14 protein-coding genes and 1 riboswitch are annotated in these 13,979 nt (G+C 53.1%); of the genes, 1 reads left to right on the top strand and 13 read right to left on the bottom strand.

The genetic code is table 11. From position 1 onward, the window contains the following. Window positions 1-85 precede the first annotated feature (85 nt). The 6 genes from ACLD3P_RS00225 to moaA all read right to left on the bottom strand — a co-directional run bounded on the left by ACLD3P_RS00225 (window position 86) and on the right by moaA (window position 3,541). The gene (locus ACLD3P_RS00225) at window positions 86-790 is read right to left on the bottom strand and encodes a Bax inhibitor-1 family protein (RefSeq protein WP_000373611.1); all 705 of its coding nucleotides are present in this window, start codon (window positions 788-790) and stop codon (window positions 86-88) included. A gap of 47 nt (window positions 791-837) precedes the next feature. Continuing rightward, on the bottom strand, window positions 838-1,290 hold the full coding sequence (gene moaE, locus ACLD3P_RS00220) for a molybdopterin synthase catalytic subunit MoaE (RefSeq protein WP_001209384.1): 453 nt from the start codon (window positions 1,288-1,290) through the stop codon (window positions 838-840). A 1-nt stretch (window position 1,291) separates the two neighbouring features. Continuing rightward, entirely contained in the window at window positions 1,292-1,537 is a 246-nt protein-coding gene (moaD, locus tag ACLD3P_RS00215) for a molybdopterin synthase sulfur carrier subunit (protein ID WP_000598596.1), read from the bottom strand. Further along, entirely contained in the window at window positions 1,530-2,015 is a 486-nt protein-coding gene (gene moaC / locus ACLD3P_RS00210) for a cyclic pyranopterin monophosphate synthase MoaC (RefSeq protein ID WP_000080895.1), read from the bottom strand. The genes moaD and moaC overlap by 8 nt, the downstream gene beginning before the upstream one ends. 2 nt (window positions 2,016-2,017) lie before the next feature. Continuing rightward, complete coding sequence (gene moaB, locus ACLD3P_RS00205) at window positions 2,018-2,530, bottom strand: molybdenum cofactor biosynthesis protein B (protein WP_000084604.1); 513 nt, start codon at window positions 2,528-2,530, stop codon at window positions 2,018-2,020. Between the two features lie 21 nt (window positions 2,531-2,551). After that, complete coding sequence (moaA, locus tag ACLD3P_RS00200) at window positions 2,552-3,541, bottom strand: GTP 3',8-cyclase MoaA (protein ID WP_000168180.1); 990 nt, start codon at window positions 3,539-3,541, stop codon at window positions 2,552-2,554. Beyond that, a riboswitch (molybdenum cofactor riboswitch) is annotated at window positions 3,529-3,673 on the bottom strand. It overlaps the preceding gene by 13 nt. 264 nt (window positions 3,674-3,937) lie before the next feature. Between moaA and yvcK the strand changes: the two genes are divergently transcribed. After that, a complete protein-coding gene (yvcK, locus tag ACLD3P_RS00195) occupies window positions 3,938-4,846 on the top strand; it encodes a uridine diphosphate-N-acetylglucosamine-binding protein YvcK (RefSeq protein ID WP_001246031.1) in 909 nt (302 codons plus the stop codon). Between the two features lie 91 nt (window positions 4,847-4,937). Here the strand turns inward: yvcK and slrP are convergent, their stop codons facing one another. The 7 genes from slrP to bioB all read right to left on the bottom strand — a co-directional run bounded on the left by slrP (window position 4,938) and on the right by bioB (window position 13,979). Next, entirely contained in the window at window positions 4,938-7,205 is a 2,268-nt protein-coding gene (gene slrP, locus ACLD3P_RS00190; RefSeq protein WP_079982600.1) for an SPI-1 type III secretion system effector E3 ubiquitin transferase SlrP, read from the bottom strand. Between the two features lie 7 nt (window positions 7,206-7,212). Continuing rightward, the gene (locus ACLD3P_RS00185; protein WP_134944911.1) at window positions 7,213-7,386 is read right to left on the bottom strand and encodes a hypothetical protein; all 174 of its coding nucleotides are present in this window, start codon (window positions 7,384-7,386) and stop codon (window positions 7,213-7,215) included. A gap of 308 nt (window positions 7,387-7,694) precedes the next feature. After that, the gene (uvrB, locus tag ACLD3P_RS00180; protein ID WP_000042502.1) at window positions 7,695-9,716 is read right to left on the bottom strand and encodes an excinuclease ABC subunit UvrB; all 2,022 of its coding nucleotides are present in this window, start codon (window positions 9,714-9,716) and stop codon (window positions 7,695-7,697) included. Between the two features lie 650 nt (window positions 9,717-10,366). Further along, window positions 10,367-11,053: a dethiobiotin synthase gene (gene bioD / locus ACLD3P_RS00175; RefSeq protein ID WP_131046194.1), complete on the bottom strand. Its 687-nt coding sequence runs from the start codon at window positions 11,051-11,053 to the stop codon at window positions 10,367-10,369. Further along, window positions 11,046-11,801 carry a malonyl-ACP O-methyltransferase BioC gene (bioC, locus tag ACLD3P_RS00170; protein WP_020898567.1) on the bottom strand — a complete coding sequence of 252 codons (756 nt, stop codon included), beginning with the start codon at window positions 11,799-11,801 and terminating at the stop codon, window positions 11,046-11,048. The genes bioD and bioC overlap by 8 nt, the downstream gene beginning before the upstream one ends. Then, window positions 11,785-12,942 (bottom strand): 8-amino-7-oxononanoate synthase, encoded by a 1,158-nt coding sequence (gene bioF / locus ACLD3P_RS00165; RefSeq protein WP_063809534.1) that lies wholly within the window; start codon window positions 12,940-12,942, stop codon window positions 11,785-11,787. The genes bioC and bioF overlap by 17 nt, the downstream gene beginning before the upstream one ends. After that, on the bottom strand, window positions 12,939-13,979 hold the full coding sequence (gene bioB, locus ACLD3P_RS00160; RefSeq protein WP_262944129.1) for a biotin synthase BioB: 1,041 nt from the start codon (window positions 13,977-13,979) through the stop codon (window positions 12,939-12,941). The genes bioF and bioB overlap by 4 nt, the downstream gene beginning before the upstream one ends.

Genomic DNA, 13,979 nt, shown 5'->3' with positions numbered 1-13,979 from the left:
TTCTAAGATATTAATGCTGTTTCGCCCTAAATATATTCCTAAAAAAATCCTGGCGCAGGGCCAGGATTTTAAGAGATCGCGATAATTAGCGGCGATTGCCAAAAATACGCAGTAACATCAGGAACAGGTTGATAAAGTCCAGGTACAGCGTTAACGCGCCGAGAATCGAATATTTACGCAGATTAGCGCTATCGCGGGTATCTATTTGCTCGCCGATATTCTTCAGTTTCTGCGTGTCATAGGCCGTCAGACCGACAAACACCACCACCCCGATATAGGTTACCGCCCACATCAGCGCTTCACTCTTCAGCCAGAAATTGACCAGCGAGGCCAGAACGATACCAATAAGCGCCATAAACAGCATATTGCCGAAACCGCTAAGATCGCGTTTAGTGGTGTACCCGTACAGGCTCATGGCGCCAAACATTCCCCCCGTCACCACAAACGTGCTGGCGATAGAGGAGTAGGTGTAAACGATAAAAATACTGGATAACGTCAATCCGGTTAGCGCCGAATAGAGCATAAACAGCGTCGTCGCCATTCCGGCGCTAAGTTTATGCACCAGTCCCGACAGAACAAACACCAGCGCAAGCTGGGCAATAATTAAGCCAAAGAAAGTGATCTTACTGGAAAAGACAAACATCATGACGGCTGGCGTATTAGCCGCATACCACGCGATAAACGCGGTCAGTAACAGTCCGACCGTCATCCAGCCATACACTTGCGCCATATAGGTCTGCAGGCCGGATCGCGCCTGCACTATTGAATCAGATCGTGGAAATCTGTCCATGATGAACTCCTGTGTGGAAATGATACCCTAAAGCGTATCACATTCTGCTACCAACGTTTCGCCAACTGCTGGTCGCTGTCGCGCGCTTCGACCCAGCGATCGCCTTCCGGCGTGGCTTCACGCTTCCAGAACGGCGCACGGGTTTTCAGATAATCCATAATGAACTGGCCGGCGTCGAACGCGCTACTGCGGTGCGCGCTGGTGACGCCGACAAACACAATCTCATCGCCCGGCCATAATTCGCCAACGCGATGAATCACCGTGACCCGCCCCAGCGGCCAGCGGGAACGCGCCTTCGCGACGATCTCCGCCAGAGCTTTCTCAGTCATGCCGGGATAATGCTCCAGCGTCAGCGCCTTAACGCTATCGCCCAGGTTATGATTGCGCACTTTTCCAGTAAAGGTGACGACCGCGCCGTCTTCGTCGCGCGCCGCCAGCCAGGAATATTCCTCCCCGACGCTAAACGGCGCAGGGCCGACTACAATTCGCGTTTCACGCATGTTAGCCCCCCGTGACTGGCGGGAAAAACGCCACTTCATCGCCCGCCGTCAGCGGATGGTCAAAACTTACCAGCGTCTGGTTGACCGCCGCCAACAGCTTACCGTCTTCCAGCGCCAGCGCCCAACGATCGCTCTTTGTCGCCAGATGCTGTCGCAGCGACTCAACGGTGGAAAAATCTGCTGGAAGATCCAGCGCATCAGTTCCTGTAAGCTCGCGAACCTGGGCGAAGAAAAGCACCTTAATCATGCGTATCCACCTTAAAATCCCCCGATTTGCCGCCGCTTTTCGCCAGCAGGCGCACCGGACCAATTACCATATCTTTTTGTACCGCTTTACACATGTCGTAGATGGTTAACGCCGCGACGGACGCCGCGGTTAACGCTTCCATTTCGACGCCGGTTTTACCGGTCAGACGGCACAGAGACTCGATACGCACGCGGTTATGCTCCGGCTCGGCCTGAAGCTGAATCTCCACTTTACTTAGCAGTAGCGGGTGGCACAGCGGGATCAGCTCCCAGGTGCGTTTGGCGGCCTGAATACCGGCAATACGGGCGGTCGCGAAAACATCGCCCTTGTGGTGTTTGCCATCAACAATCATCGCCAGCGTTTCACTACGCATGGTAACGAATGCTTCCGCCCGCGCTTCACGAACGGTTTCCGCTTTCGCGGAAACGTCCACCATGTGCGCTTCGCCTGCGGCGTTTATATGGGTTAATTGCGACATCGTTATTTCTTTAAATGAGGGTGAAAATTACATGGGCGTGTACGGGCATCCAACTGCGGCGCAATGATATTCTCCCATGCGGTTCTGCACGCTTTTGTGGAGCCCGGCATGGCGAAAATCAAGGTGTTATTCGCCACGCCAGCTACCGCGCGCGACTGCAGAGTTGCGGTGCCGATCTCTTCAAACGAGAGCATGCGAAACACTTCGCCAAATCCTTCCACTTCACGATCGAACAGCGGCAACAGCGCTTCCGGCGCCTGATCGCCTTCGGTCAAACCGGTCCCGCCAGTTATCAATACGACCTGCACCTCATCACTGGCGATCCAGGCGGAAACCTGGGCGCGAATCGCGTAACGGTTCTCTTTAACGATGGCTTTCGCCACCACTTCATGCCCGGCCTCCTGCGCCGAATCACGCAGATAATGACCGGAGGTGTCGTCTTCTTCGCCGCGTCGGCTGGAAACAGTAAGAATAGCGATGCGGGTCGGGATAAATTCAGCGCTGACCTGACTCATCTGAAATCTCCTTATTAAGGATTAACCGCCAATGTAAGATAAATTTTGCGTAATACCAGTATTGCTCTGGTGAAGGAAATGGGTCTGCTTTTTCTCCCGCAACGCGTCGGAAATACGTTCCTCAAGCGCGTATTGCTGCGCATCATCCTGTAACAGGTCGCGTAAACTCACGCCGCCGTCGCCAAACAGACATAAATGCAGCTTCCCGACGGACGAAACACGCAGGCGGTTACAGGTGGCGCAGAAATCTTTTTCGTACGGCATAATGAGACCAATCTCACCGGCGTAATCGGGATGACAAAAAACCTGCGCCGGGCCATCACTGCGCTGGCGGAGCTGGTGGATCCAACCGCGCTTAATCAGCTCGTCGCGTAATACCTGACCCGAAATATGATGTTTGCGGAAGAGATCGCTCCCCTCGCCCGTCTCCATAAGTTCAATGAAGCGTAGCTGAATGGGGCGAGGCTGAATCCAGGCAAGGAAGGTATCCAACTGATGGTGATTCACGTCGCGCATCAGCACGGTGTTGACTTTCACCTTTTCGAAACCGGCGTCAAAGGCGGCATCGATGCCCGCCATCACCTGGCGGAATTTGTCCTGACCGGTAATCGCATGGAACTGACGCGCATCCAGACTATCCACGCTAACATTGACGCCCGTCAGCCCCGCTTCGCGCCAGTTCGCGGCATCGCGCGCCAGTCGATAACCGTTAGTGGTCACCGCGATCTGGCGAATAGCATCATTTTCACCCACGGCGGCAATGATGTCGGTAAAATCGCGGCGTAATGAAGGCTCGCCGCCGGTAAGACGCACCTTCTCCGTGCCAAGACTGGCAAAAGCGCGCGTAACGCGACGAATTTCATCGACGGTAAGGAAACCGTTGTTAGTGACGCCGCCAGGTTTGTAGCCATCCGGCAGGCAGTAGGTGCAACGAAAGTTGCACACATCGGTAATCGACAAACGCAAGTAGTAAAACTTACGCGCGAAAGCATCGGTAAGTTGTGAAGCCATGTACACCTTTCCAAATACGGGAGGCGGAGTCATTTCTTCCTGCGCCCTGGTGGCAAACGTTAAACGTTGTCACGGCCAAAGCACCGTATCAAAAATGACCCAGGTGCAGAGGCTAGAGTGTTTACTGTGGTTACGCCGATACTAGCGTGTAAATGACAATTTCGCCATCACGCTTTCGCTATATAAACATATACATAGCGATATGATCGTGCTATTTAGCGACAGAATACGTGAAAATCACACTTTTACATTGATATATATCATTTAGCCGTGGTAACGCCCTCGCTATAAAGGGGTAGTCGGGAATAATTAATTGTCTTTTAGCCGGTCGGCTAATTGCTGAAAACCCGCGACTTGCGCTACTGTAGCGCTGCTTATTTGACTTCAGGAATTTTTATGCGCAATCGTACGCTGGCTGACCTTGATCGTGTCGTTGCCCTCGGCGGAGGGCATGGATTAGGACGCGTCCTCTCCTCGCTTTCTTCATTAGGTTCGCGCCTGACCGGCATTGTGACTACCACAGATAACGGGGGGTCAACTGGCCGTATTCGCCGCTCGGAAGGCGGAATCGCCTGGGGCGATATGCGCAACTGTCTGAATCAGTTAATTACCGAACCCAGCGTCGCATCCGCTATGTTTGAGTATCGTTTTGGCGGTAATGGCGAACTTTCTGGCCATAACCTCGGAAATTTGATGTTAAAGGCGTTAGATCACCTGAGCGTGCGGCCTCTGGAAGCGATTAATTTAATTCGTAATCTGCTTAAAGTGGACGCGCAGCTGATCCCGATGTCGGAGCTTCCGGTAGATCTGATGGCGATTGACGATCAGGGGCATGAGATTTATGGCGAGGTGAATATCGATCAGTTAGCGACTCCGCCGCAGGAGATCATGTTAACGCCAAACGTTCCGGCGACGCGGGAAGCGGTACAGGCCATTAATGACGCGGATCTGATTCTGATTGGCCCTGGCAGTTTTTATACCAGCCTGATGCCTTGCCTGCTGCTGGATGAACTGGCGCAGGCGCTGCGGCGCACCCCGGCGCCAATGGTGTATATCGGCAATCTGGGCCGCGAACTAAGTCTGCCCGCCGCCAGTTTAACGCTGGTCGATAAGCTGGCGATGATGGAGCAATATATTGGCAAAAAAGTCATTGACGCGGTGGTGGTTGGACCGCAAGTTGACGTCAGTGCGGTGAACGATCGGCTGGTGATTCAGGAAGTGCTGGAGGCCAGCGATATCCCCTATCGCCACGATCGTCAGTTATTACACAATGCGCTGGAAAAAGCGCTACAGGCGTTGGGTTAAGCCCGTTTACCGACGACGCTGCGCTTATCAGAAGCCTGTTTACACCGAAGGGTAAACAGGCTCTCTCCCCCTTCTGATAAACTGCGTTCAGCTATCGCCAGTAGGCGCTCATGAGCGAGCTCACCTCTTTTTTCAGCAATATATTCTCCATGATCCCAGTAAAGTGGGTCTGATTGATCTCTTCCATTATCCGCATCCCAGCCATGCGCTCTGCGTCAGGATCACCCGCTATTCCTAACGCTTCCAGTTCAGCATTGACCCGGCTCTGATACTCATCCGTTTCAATATACTCAGCCCTTTTAGCCATCATTTCACGCCACTCTTCTGGCGCTATACGCTCCAGCACTTTATGCCACGGCCCCCACAGCGCAAACCATTTGTGAAACTCCCTATTTTCAGCAATTTTTATCCTTAATTCCGCCTCGTCAAGGTCAGACTCAGTGATACCCGAAACGTTATAAAATCGCATATCCTGGGTCATTGTTGTCAGCGACAGCGACTCTCGTAACTGATTCTGAAAACCCAGAAATACTTCGATTTCGTCAATAAAAAACAGCCGTTTTACCTTTTCTCTCGCGAGCGATTCTATTTGCTCCAGCCGAAAGATTTCACGCCCCGCCATAATCAGTTCCGCTAAGTGGCTATCAAAGACGCCTCTTTCAGCATCATGAACCAACGTCGCTTCCTGCATTTGGTGGTATGCCAGTGTGACCCGATCTTCACAGCTTATCGTTGCATCCATCGCTATAATAAATGCGGTTTCTCTTAGTGTGCTATCATCAGCCAGGCGCATTAGCCAGGCGGAGACTTGCTCCTTAAAATCCGAATGTCGGGTGTTCTGCGTATCGCCAAGACGATCCAGAAACATGCTGAAGGCTGCCGCGTTTACTTCCGTCTCAAACGCCCGCCATTGGTTGACGTCTTCCTCCTCAAGACAGGTTAGCCAACCCTGGACAGCTTCATGCAGTGGTCGAGTTACCCGAACAATTGAAAAGTCGCCCATGGCAAACAATACCCGGGGTCCCTGATAACCCGCAGAGGACATTAGCCGCTGCATATTCTGTATCGTTCGTTCTGAAAAAGGATTATATTCTACGATTATTCTTGTAGGTTGAGGTCCTTCACCACGAAAATGGGGTAACGACTCCGGGAGACGGACCAGGCGATTGCGAGAGGCCTGCATTATTTGTAATGCCGCCGGGAGGTTTTCCGGTAGATTAATCAAAGCATTATGGGAAACATCCAGCGTTGTTATCGTGGGAGGTAGTGTTTCAGGCAGAACAGTAATCTGATTTTTACTTACATCCAGGAACTGTAATTCTGGTGGTAACGATGCGGGCAGACTGGTTAAGACATTTTCGCCGGCCTCCAGATTCTTCAGGCCCGGTGGCAATGTTTCAGGCAGAGCGGTTAACGAATTACTCTGCACATTCAAATGGGTAATCCCTGACGGAAGATGTTCTGGCAGTGTCCTTATGCTATTGTCATAAACGCTCAGGTACCGAAGTTCCTCAGGTAGATTTTCAGGTAAGCAACTAATTTTATTATGAAAAAGATCCAGCGATTGAAGCGCTGAAGGCAAACGTTCCGGCAATTCAGTAATACGGTTAATGCTCAGCTCCATTTTCTGTATGGTATCCGGTAACGTGGCAGGGATACTGGTTAGCTGATTACTGCTGGCATACAGGGTCTTTATATTTCCCTGTAAATTTTCCGGCAAACTTTTCAGTTCATTGTTATCGAGCATCAGAGTAGTTATCTGCTCAGGAATACAGGCGGGTATAGTGGTAAGTCCTAATATTTTCAGACGGAGTTCCGTCTTATTATTTTTCAGGCAGTCACGCATCCGTTGTACGGCTTCTTCACGATTTGCTGCCTCTTCCGCTGGTGCCTCTTTTACCCACTCAGACCAGATTAACTCATAATTCACAGCAACTTTGGAGCCGGAAGCGCTACTCGCCTGCTCGCTTTCTGTTACACGGGTATAGGTGACTGACTTTCCCCCTCCCTCAACGGTATAGCCCTCTGTATTAAAAATTATAGACAGAATTTCCTGACTATTTTCATTCAAAATACAGTATTGGTCTGTCCCCCCTCTATTACTCTGAATATTATCCGCATACGCCGGGAAGGCTAACTCCCTCAAACATTCAAACTTGCTTTTGATCTCTTCTGGCGAGGCGGTTTCAGGTGGATGACAAAGATAAGCGATGCAGCTTTGTGCTTCAACCTGATGTTCTGAAGAGAAAAAGGCACTTATTTTATTCCATATCTCTTCTTTTAAAGGCACCTCTGTTGATGCCTCATTGCTAATACTTTGATGCCTTGCCGTAGATTGTATATTAGTAATATTAAACATATTTTCCCTACCTGATCTGAACGTAACCTAAAGTAACAGATAAGGATATTCTCAACTTTAAACAAGAGGCCATAGTCGTCATTATTTCGGACAAATTATTCAGTATTTGCAGCGCTTGACTTATAAATGCTCGCGCTTCCATCACCTCTTTTTTAAGTAGAATGATGTAATCTGTTGCCATGACACGCTTTCAACGAACTCACATAAGATTAAAATGACGATCATAAGGATAGCTATACCGATAATACGGGGCGTTTTTTTTCATAGCCGAGGAGAGAGGGAAAATTAGCGTTGGGTTCAGCCTCAACGCTAATTTTCTTCAGTTGTGATTAAACTAGCTACCCCATTGATGTTTTGAGTTTTTCGACAATCTCGTTAGTCAAAGCCTGTCACTGTTTTTCATTCCTGACTGACTTAGCCCTTACTATTGCACTGAAATTCTCAAAAGCGAGCCATGGTAACGATGACTCGCTGGCGATCGACACATTGTCAGGACGCCGCGATAAACAACTCGCGTAACTGGTGCAACTGGTCGCGAATTTGCGCGGCTTCTTCAAACTCCAGATTTTGCGCGTGCTGCATCATTTGCCCTTCCAGTTCATGAATTTTCTGCTGCAACGCTTTCGGCGTCATATCCAGTTCGACAATTCCGGCTTTCGCCGTAGAACGGCCCTTGCCTTTCCCCTTCGCTTTGGTTTTCGCAATGTTCTGCCCCAGCGCCAGGATGTCGACCACTTTTTTGTTCAGCCCCTGCGGAGTGATACCGTGCTCTTCGTTGTACTTCTGCTGCTTCTCGCGACGTCGCTCGGTTTCTCCAATCGCCTTCGCCATCGACGGCGTGATTTTATCGCCATACAGAATCGCTTTACCGTTAACGTTACGCGCCGCGCGTCCTATGGTCTGAATCAGGGAGCGCTCGGAGCGCAGGAAGCCCTCTTTATCAGCGTCCAGAATCGCCACCAGCGAGACTTCCGGCATATCCAGCCCTTCGCGCAGCAGGTTAATCCCCACCAGAACGTCAAACTCGCCCAGACGCAAATCGCGGATGATTTCCATGCGCTCCACGGTATCAATATCTGAGTGCAGGTAACGCACGCGCTCGCCGTGCTCTTCCAGATATTCGGTCAAATCTTCCGCCATCCGTTTGGTAAGCGTAGTGACAAGGACACGCTCATTAATGGCCGCACGCTGACGAATTTCGGACAGCAGATCGTCCACCTGGGTCGCCACCGGACGCACTTCAATAATCGGGTCCAGCAGCCCGGTCGGTCGCACGACCTGATCCACCACCTCATCACCAGATTTTTCCAGCTCATAGTTTCCGGGCGTGGCGGAAACATAGATAGTTTGCGGCGCTAAGGCTTCAAACTCCTCAAACTTCAGCGGACGGTTATCCAGCGCCGAAGGCAGACGGAAGCCATACTCGACCAGCGTCTCTTTGCGCGCCCGGTCGCCGCGGTACATGCCGCCTATCTGCGGGATGGTGACATGAGACTCATCCACCACCAGCAGTCCGTCGGCGGGCAGATAATCGAACAAGGTTGGCGGCGGTTCGCCCGGCCCGCGGCCCGACAGAAAGCGGGAATAGTTTTCAATGCCTGAGCAGTAGCCCAGCTCGTTCATCATCTCTAAATCGAACTGCGTGCGCTGGCTTAATCGCTGCTCTTCAAGCAGCTTATTATTCGCCAGCAAGACCTTACGCCTGTCCGCCAGCTCATCTTTTATCTCTTCCATCGCCTGCAGAATACGCTCGCGCGGCGTTACGTAGTGCGTTTTGGGATAGATAGTATAACGTGGCACCGTTGACTCTACCTGCCCGGTTAACGGGTCGAACAGCGACAGGCGTTCCACTTCTTCATCAAATAGCTCAACGCGTAGCGCGATGTCGTCAGATTCAGCCGGGAAGATGTCGATCACTTCGCCGCGCACGCGAAAGGTACCACGCTGAAAAGCTTGATCGTTACGGGTGTATTGCAATTCCGCCAGCCGACGCAAAATCGCGCGCTGGTCAATCAGCATTCCCACCGTCAGATGCAGCATCATTTTCAGGTAGAGATCCGGATCGCCCAGACCGTAAATCGCGGACACGGAAGCCACCACCACGACATCGCGTCGCTCAAGCAACGCTTTCGTTGCCGACAACCGCATTTGCTCAATATGTTCGTTTACCGAAGCGTCTTTTTCGATAAACGTATCCGAACTTGGCACATACGCTTCCGGCTGATAGTAGTCATAGTAGGAGACGAAATACTCCACCGCGTTTTCCGGGAAAAACTCTTTCATTTCGCCGTAGAGCTGCGCCGCCAGGGTTTTATTGGGCGCAAGCACCATCGTTGGCCGCTGCAAGTCCGCAATGACGTTGGCGATGGTGAATGTCTTCCCGGAGCCGGTCACGCCCAACAACGTCTGATGCGCCAGCCCGTCCTCCAGCCCCTCTTCCAGACGACGTATAGCGTCCGGCTGATCGCCAGAAGGTTTAAAAGCGGAATTCAGTTTGAACGGTTTACTCATGAGCGGCTACCTGAAGGAGTGAGCGGGCAGGGGTGTAATTTTACTCTCGACGGTGAATATTGCCAATAAAAAATACTGGATGAAAAAACAGTAACACTCCAGTGTATAATGGCTATCGGCAGATATCCCACGCTATTTAGAGGTAAAACATAGACAGTCGCGGGGTAAAATTCCAGCAGTGTGCTGGTTATCCCCAGACCAGAGTCTTTTTTAACATTTGTCAAGTCGGATGATGAAAGTTTTATGTCAACGTATCCCCCTTCCTTTACAACCATTGATTTTATATAACTTGCTGTCTAAAAAGGGATATTTTCTCAAGCCGTCTTTCGCGCCAATTTAGTCGCAGGCCGCGTCGCCTCTCGCTTACGTTGTGTTTTCTAACTCTAATACACAAGGTTATCCACAGGAATAGTGGATAACTGCTTCCAGCCCGTATCCCCTGCCGCCTGGCAAAATCAGCCCTTGACGTTTTCGCCGGGCGATAAAAAAAAATTATCGCTATTTTTGGCAGATTATTGGCTAACGAGAAGGGAAAAATTGAGGCGTAGACGCTCACATTTTGCACATTTTTAGCATGGCGACGTCAGGAGGGTCTGGCGAAAGAACAGCAGGATCGTCAGATCCTGCAAGAAGGCGATTTTTAAGCGCGGTCAGGCGCGTTCCAGGGGGCTGAGGTCCAGATACTGTCCTGTCGCCGCCTGCGATGGAGAAATGCCCAGCCACGGGATTTCCCCTAACAGCGGGGCCGGTATGACGCGGCGAAGCGTCGCGAGATATTCACCATGACGCGCGCCCGGCGGCTGTATGTCGTTGGCTATCCATCCGACAAGTGGTAATCCGGCCTGTTCTACCGCCAGCGCCGTCAGCATGGCGTGATTAATACAGCCCAGCTTGACGCCAACAACCAGAATCACCGGCAGCTGCTCCGTCTGTACCCAGTCGGCAAACGTCAGCGTGGCAGAGAGCGGTGTAAACCAGCCGCCCGCCCCTTCTGTCAACACCCAGTCTGCCTGCGCCTCCAGCGTTCGCAATCCGCGTGATAATACCGCCGCGTCTATCGCCCGGCCTTCGTCGGCGCTAACGATGTGGGGAGAGGTAGGCTCGGCAAAAGTATAAGGATTGATAGCGGAATAAGGTTGCGGCAGGCTGCTGTTACGCTGCAAGGCCAGGGCATCGCCATTGCGTAGCCCGTCGGTTGTCATTTCGCTGCCGGAAGCGACGGGCTTATAGCCTACGGTTTGATAACCTAACTGCGTTGCGGCCTGCAATAAGGCGCAACTGGCAACCGTTTTACCGACTTCAGTATCAGTACCGGTCACAAAATAGCGTTTAGTCACGTTCAATCACTCCCATAAAAAGATGGTACGTCAGCGGATATTTCCCCTGCCGCTGCGGCCATGCCAACTGAATCTGTCTAAGCCGGGCGCGGGTTAATACATCCGACTCCCGCCCTTCATGAAGATGGGTGGCGCCAATGCCTTTAAGCGAGCGCATCGCACTCAGGGCATCCTCAAACCACAATGTCATCGCCTGAGTATGACGAGACGCCCGCCAGCCGCGCAGCGCGTGGTCAATGGCCTCTTCCGGCAAAAAGCTATTCGCGTGAGCGCGATTATCGACGGCCTGCCATGCCTGACGCAGCTCCGGCAATGACCCCTGGCACAAGGTGGTAAACGCCACCACGCCGCCGGGCCGTACAACCCGATACAACTCGCTCAACGCATCACGTAAATCGCCGCACCACTGGACCGCCAGGTTGCTCCAGGCCAGGTCAAAAACTTCGGCGTCATGGGGAATCGCTTCGATATCCGCCAGCAAATAGTGATGCGCCGCCTGACGATCGCGCGCCTGTTGCAGCATCGGCAGCGAAAGATCCAGGGCGGTCACTTCGCTCCCCCGCTCTCGCCAGTAACGACTCATACGTCCAGGGCCGCAGCCTGCGTCCAACACACTGGCAAACTGGCGGCCTGCCAACAACGTCAGCAGCGCATCCGCGCTGTGTTGCTGCAAAGAGGCGTGCTGTTCATATTGCGATGCGGCCCGGCCAAACGCCGCCGCAATAGCCTGCTTATTCACCTGCGCCATGCAGCACCTCCAGCAGACGGTCTATATCGCACGCTTCATGCGCCTGCGTTAACGTTAAGCGCAGGCGCGCCGTGCCGACAGGCACCGTCGGCGGGCGAATCGCCGTCGCCCAGCATCCTTGTTGACGCAGCGCCTCCGCCAGGCGCAATGCACGGCTGTTATCGCCCACGATTAACGGCTGGATGGCGCTATGGGCATTCAGTAGCGTAAATCGGGACGCGTTAACGCCGGCCCGAAAGCGCTGAACCAGAGCGGCGAGTTTTTCGCGCCGTTCACCACCTTCATCGCTACGGATCACCGCCAGCGAGGCGCTTAACGCCTGCGCCTGGGCGGGCGGCATACTGGTGCTGTAAACCAGATGACGGGCGAATTGCAGCAAATAATCCGCGACGCTTTCCGAGCAGAGCACCGCTGCGCCGCTGACGCCAAACCCCTTACCGAAAGTCACCACCAGCAACTCAGGCTTCACCCCCCGTTGCCAGCAGGTGCCCCGCCCCTCATCGCCAGTCACGCCGATGCCGTGCGCGTCATCAACCAACAGCCAGGCATGATGCCTGCGGGCAATGTGCTGGATTTCCGCCAGCGGCGCGCTGTCGCCGTCCATGCTGTATACACCTTCTGTCACCACCAGTTGCTGGCCCACGCAGGGCGATTGCAGTAAACGCGACAGATGCTGCGTATCGTTATGGATAAAGCGGCGAAGCTGCGCCGGACTCAGATTGGCGGCCTCCAGCAGGGAAGCATGACTCAACCTGTCGGCCACAATCCGGTCATTTTTTTTCATTAAGGCGGTAATGACCGCCTGATTCGCCGCAAAGCCAGAGATAAACAGTAGCGCGCGCGAATATCCTAACCATTGCGCCAGTTCCTCCTCTAACGCCTGGTGCGCCACGGAATAACCGCTGATATGACCCGACCCGCCGCTGCCGACGCCAAAACGCGTCGCTGCCTGTTGCCAGGCGCGAATAATCTGCGGGTGTTGACTTAAGCCGAGGTAATCATTGCTGGAGAAGTTAAGATACTGTCGCCCGTTCGCTACCAGCCAGCGTCCGGCACCCTGCGACACCACATAGCGGCGGCGCAACGTATCCGTCGCCCGACGCGCCGTCAGCGCATCGTCGACGCGTTGTTGCCAACTCATAAGGCTGCCGCGTTGTAATAATCATCGGTGTCAGGCGTCATCAGCGTCTGCTCCAGACGTTGCTGCTGCTCGTTATCGCCCGCCAGCACCCTGGTCTGCTGCGGATTCAGCCCCAGCTTACGGAATAACTGCAGATCCTTGTCCTCTGCCGGATTTGGCGTAGTTAACAATTTGCAGCCATAGAAAATCGAGTTCGCCCCGGCCATAAAGCACATCGCCTGGGTCTGTTCGTTCATCTGTTCACGCCCTGCGGAAAGACGCACGTATGAGGTCGGCATCATGATGCGCGCCACGGCGATAGTACGAATAAAATCAAACGCATCCACGTCATCGTTATCCGCAAGCGGTGTGCCTTTCACCTTCACCAGCATGTTGATTGGCACGCTTTCCGGCGGCGTCGGCAGGTTCGCCAACTGCAACAACAGTCCGGCGCGATCGGTAACCGTTTCGCCCAGACCCACAATGCCGCCGGAGCACACTTTAATCCCTGCTTCACGGACTTTTTCCAGCGTGTCGAGGCGCTCCTGATAGGTACGGGTAGTGATGATATTGCCGTAAAACTCCGGCGAGGTATCGAGGTTGTGGTTGTAGTAATCCAGCCCGGCGTTAGCCAGACGCTGCGCCTGGCTCTCGTTCAACATGCCGAGCGTCATACAGGTTTCCAGCCCCATCGCTTTGACGCCCTGTACAATCTTCTCCAGATAAGGCATATCGCGTTCATGCGGATTCTTCCAGGCCGCCCCCATACAGAAGCGGGTCGAACCGGCGTTTTTCGCTTTACGGGCGGAGTCCAGTACCTGCTCTACTTCCATTAAACGCTCGGCTTCCAGCCCGGTTTTATAGCGCGAGCTCTGCGGGCAGTATTTACAATCCTCCGGGCAGGCGCCGGTTTTGATCGACAGCAGCGTACTAACCTGTATCTGCTGCGGATCGAAATGCTGGCGATGAATTTGCTGCGCTTCAAACAGCAATTCCAGCAGTGGTTTTTCAAATAATTCGGTTACTTGCGACAGTGTCCAGCGTGGGTGGCGAGCCAT

Source organism: Salmonella sp. 741265073_HBA (assembly GCF_046569105.1).
In the GTDB taxonomy this organism is placed as follows: domain Bacteria; phylum Pseudomonadota; class Gammaproteobacteria; order Enterobacterales; family Enterobacteriaceae; genus Salmonella; species Salmonella enterica.
The sequence above is the reverse complement of the archived record's forward strand: the minus strand, read 5'-3'. Positions and strand labels throughout refer to the sequence as shown.

Bases quoted from the DNA above. Each gene is read 5' to 3' on its own strand.
- moaB (WP_000084604.1), bottom strand. From the start codon at position 2,530: ATGAGTCAGGTCAGCGCTGAATTTATCCCGACCCGCATCGCTATTCTT.
- moaC (WP_000080895.1), bottom strand. From the start codon at position 2,015: ATGTCGCAATTAACCCATATAAACGCCGCAGGCGAAGCGCACATGGTG.
- ACLD3P_RS00225 (WP_000373611.1), bottom strand. From the start codon at position 790: ATGGACAGATTTCCACGATCTGATTCAATAGTGCAGGCGCGATCCGGC.
- ACLD3P_RS00185 (WP_134944911.1), bottom strand. From the start codon at position 7,386: ATGGCAACAGATTACATCATTCTACTTAAAAAAGAGGTGATGGAAGCG.
- uvrB (WP_000042502.1), bottom strand. From the start codon at position 9,716: ATGAGTAAACCGTTCAAACTGAATTCCGCTTTTAAACCTTCTGGCGAT.
- moaD (WP_000598596.1), bottom strand. From the start codon at position 1,537: ATGATTAAGGTGCTTTTCTTCGCCCAGGTTCGCGAGCTTACAGGAACT.
- moaA (WP_000168180.1), bottom strand. From the start codon at position 3,541: ATGGCTTCACAACTTACCGATGCTTTCGCGCGTAAGTTTTACTACTTG.
- bioF (WP_063809534.1), bottom strand. From the start codon at position 12,942: ATGAGTTGGCAACAACGCGTCGACGATGCGCTGACGGCGCGTCGGGCG.
- yvcK (WP_001246031.1), top strand. From the start codon at position 3,938: ATGCGCAATCGTACGCTGGCTGACCTTGATCGTGTCGTTGCCCTCGGC.
- slrP (WP_079982600.1), bottom strand. From the start codon at position 7,205: ATGTTTAATATTACTAATATACAATCTACGGCAAGGCATCAAAGTATT.
- bioB (WP_262944129.1), bottom strand. From the start codon at position 13,979: ATGGCTCGCCACCCACGCTGGACACTGTCGCAAGTAACCGAATTATTT.
- moaE (WP_001209384.1), bottom strand. From the start codon at position 1,290: ATGCGTGAAACGCGAATTGTAGTCGGCCCTGCGCCGTTTAGCGTCGGG.
- bioC (WP_020898567.1), bottom strand. From the start codon at position 11,801: ATGGCGCAGGTGAATAAGCAGGCTATTGCGGCGGCGTTTGGCCGGGCC.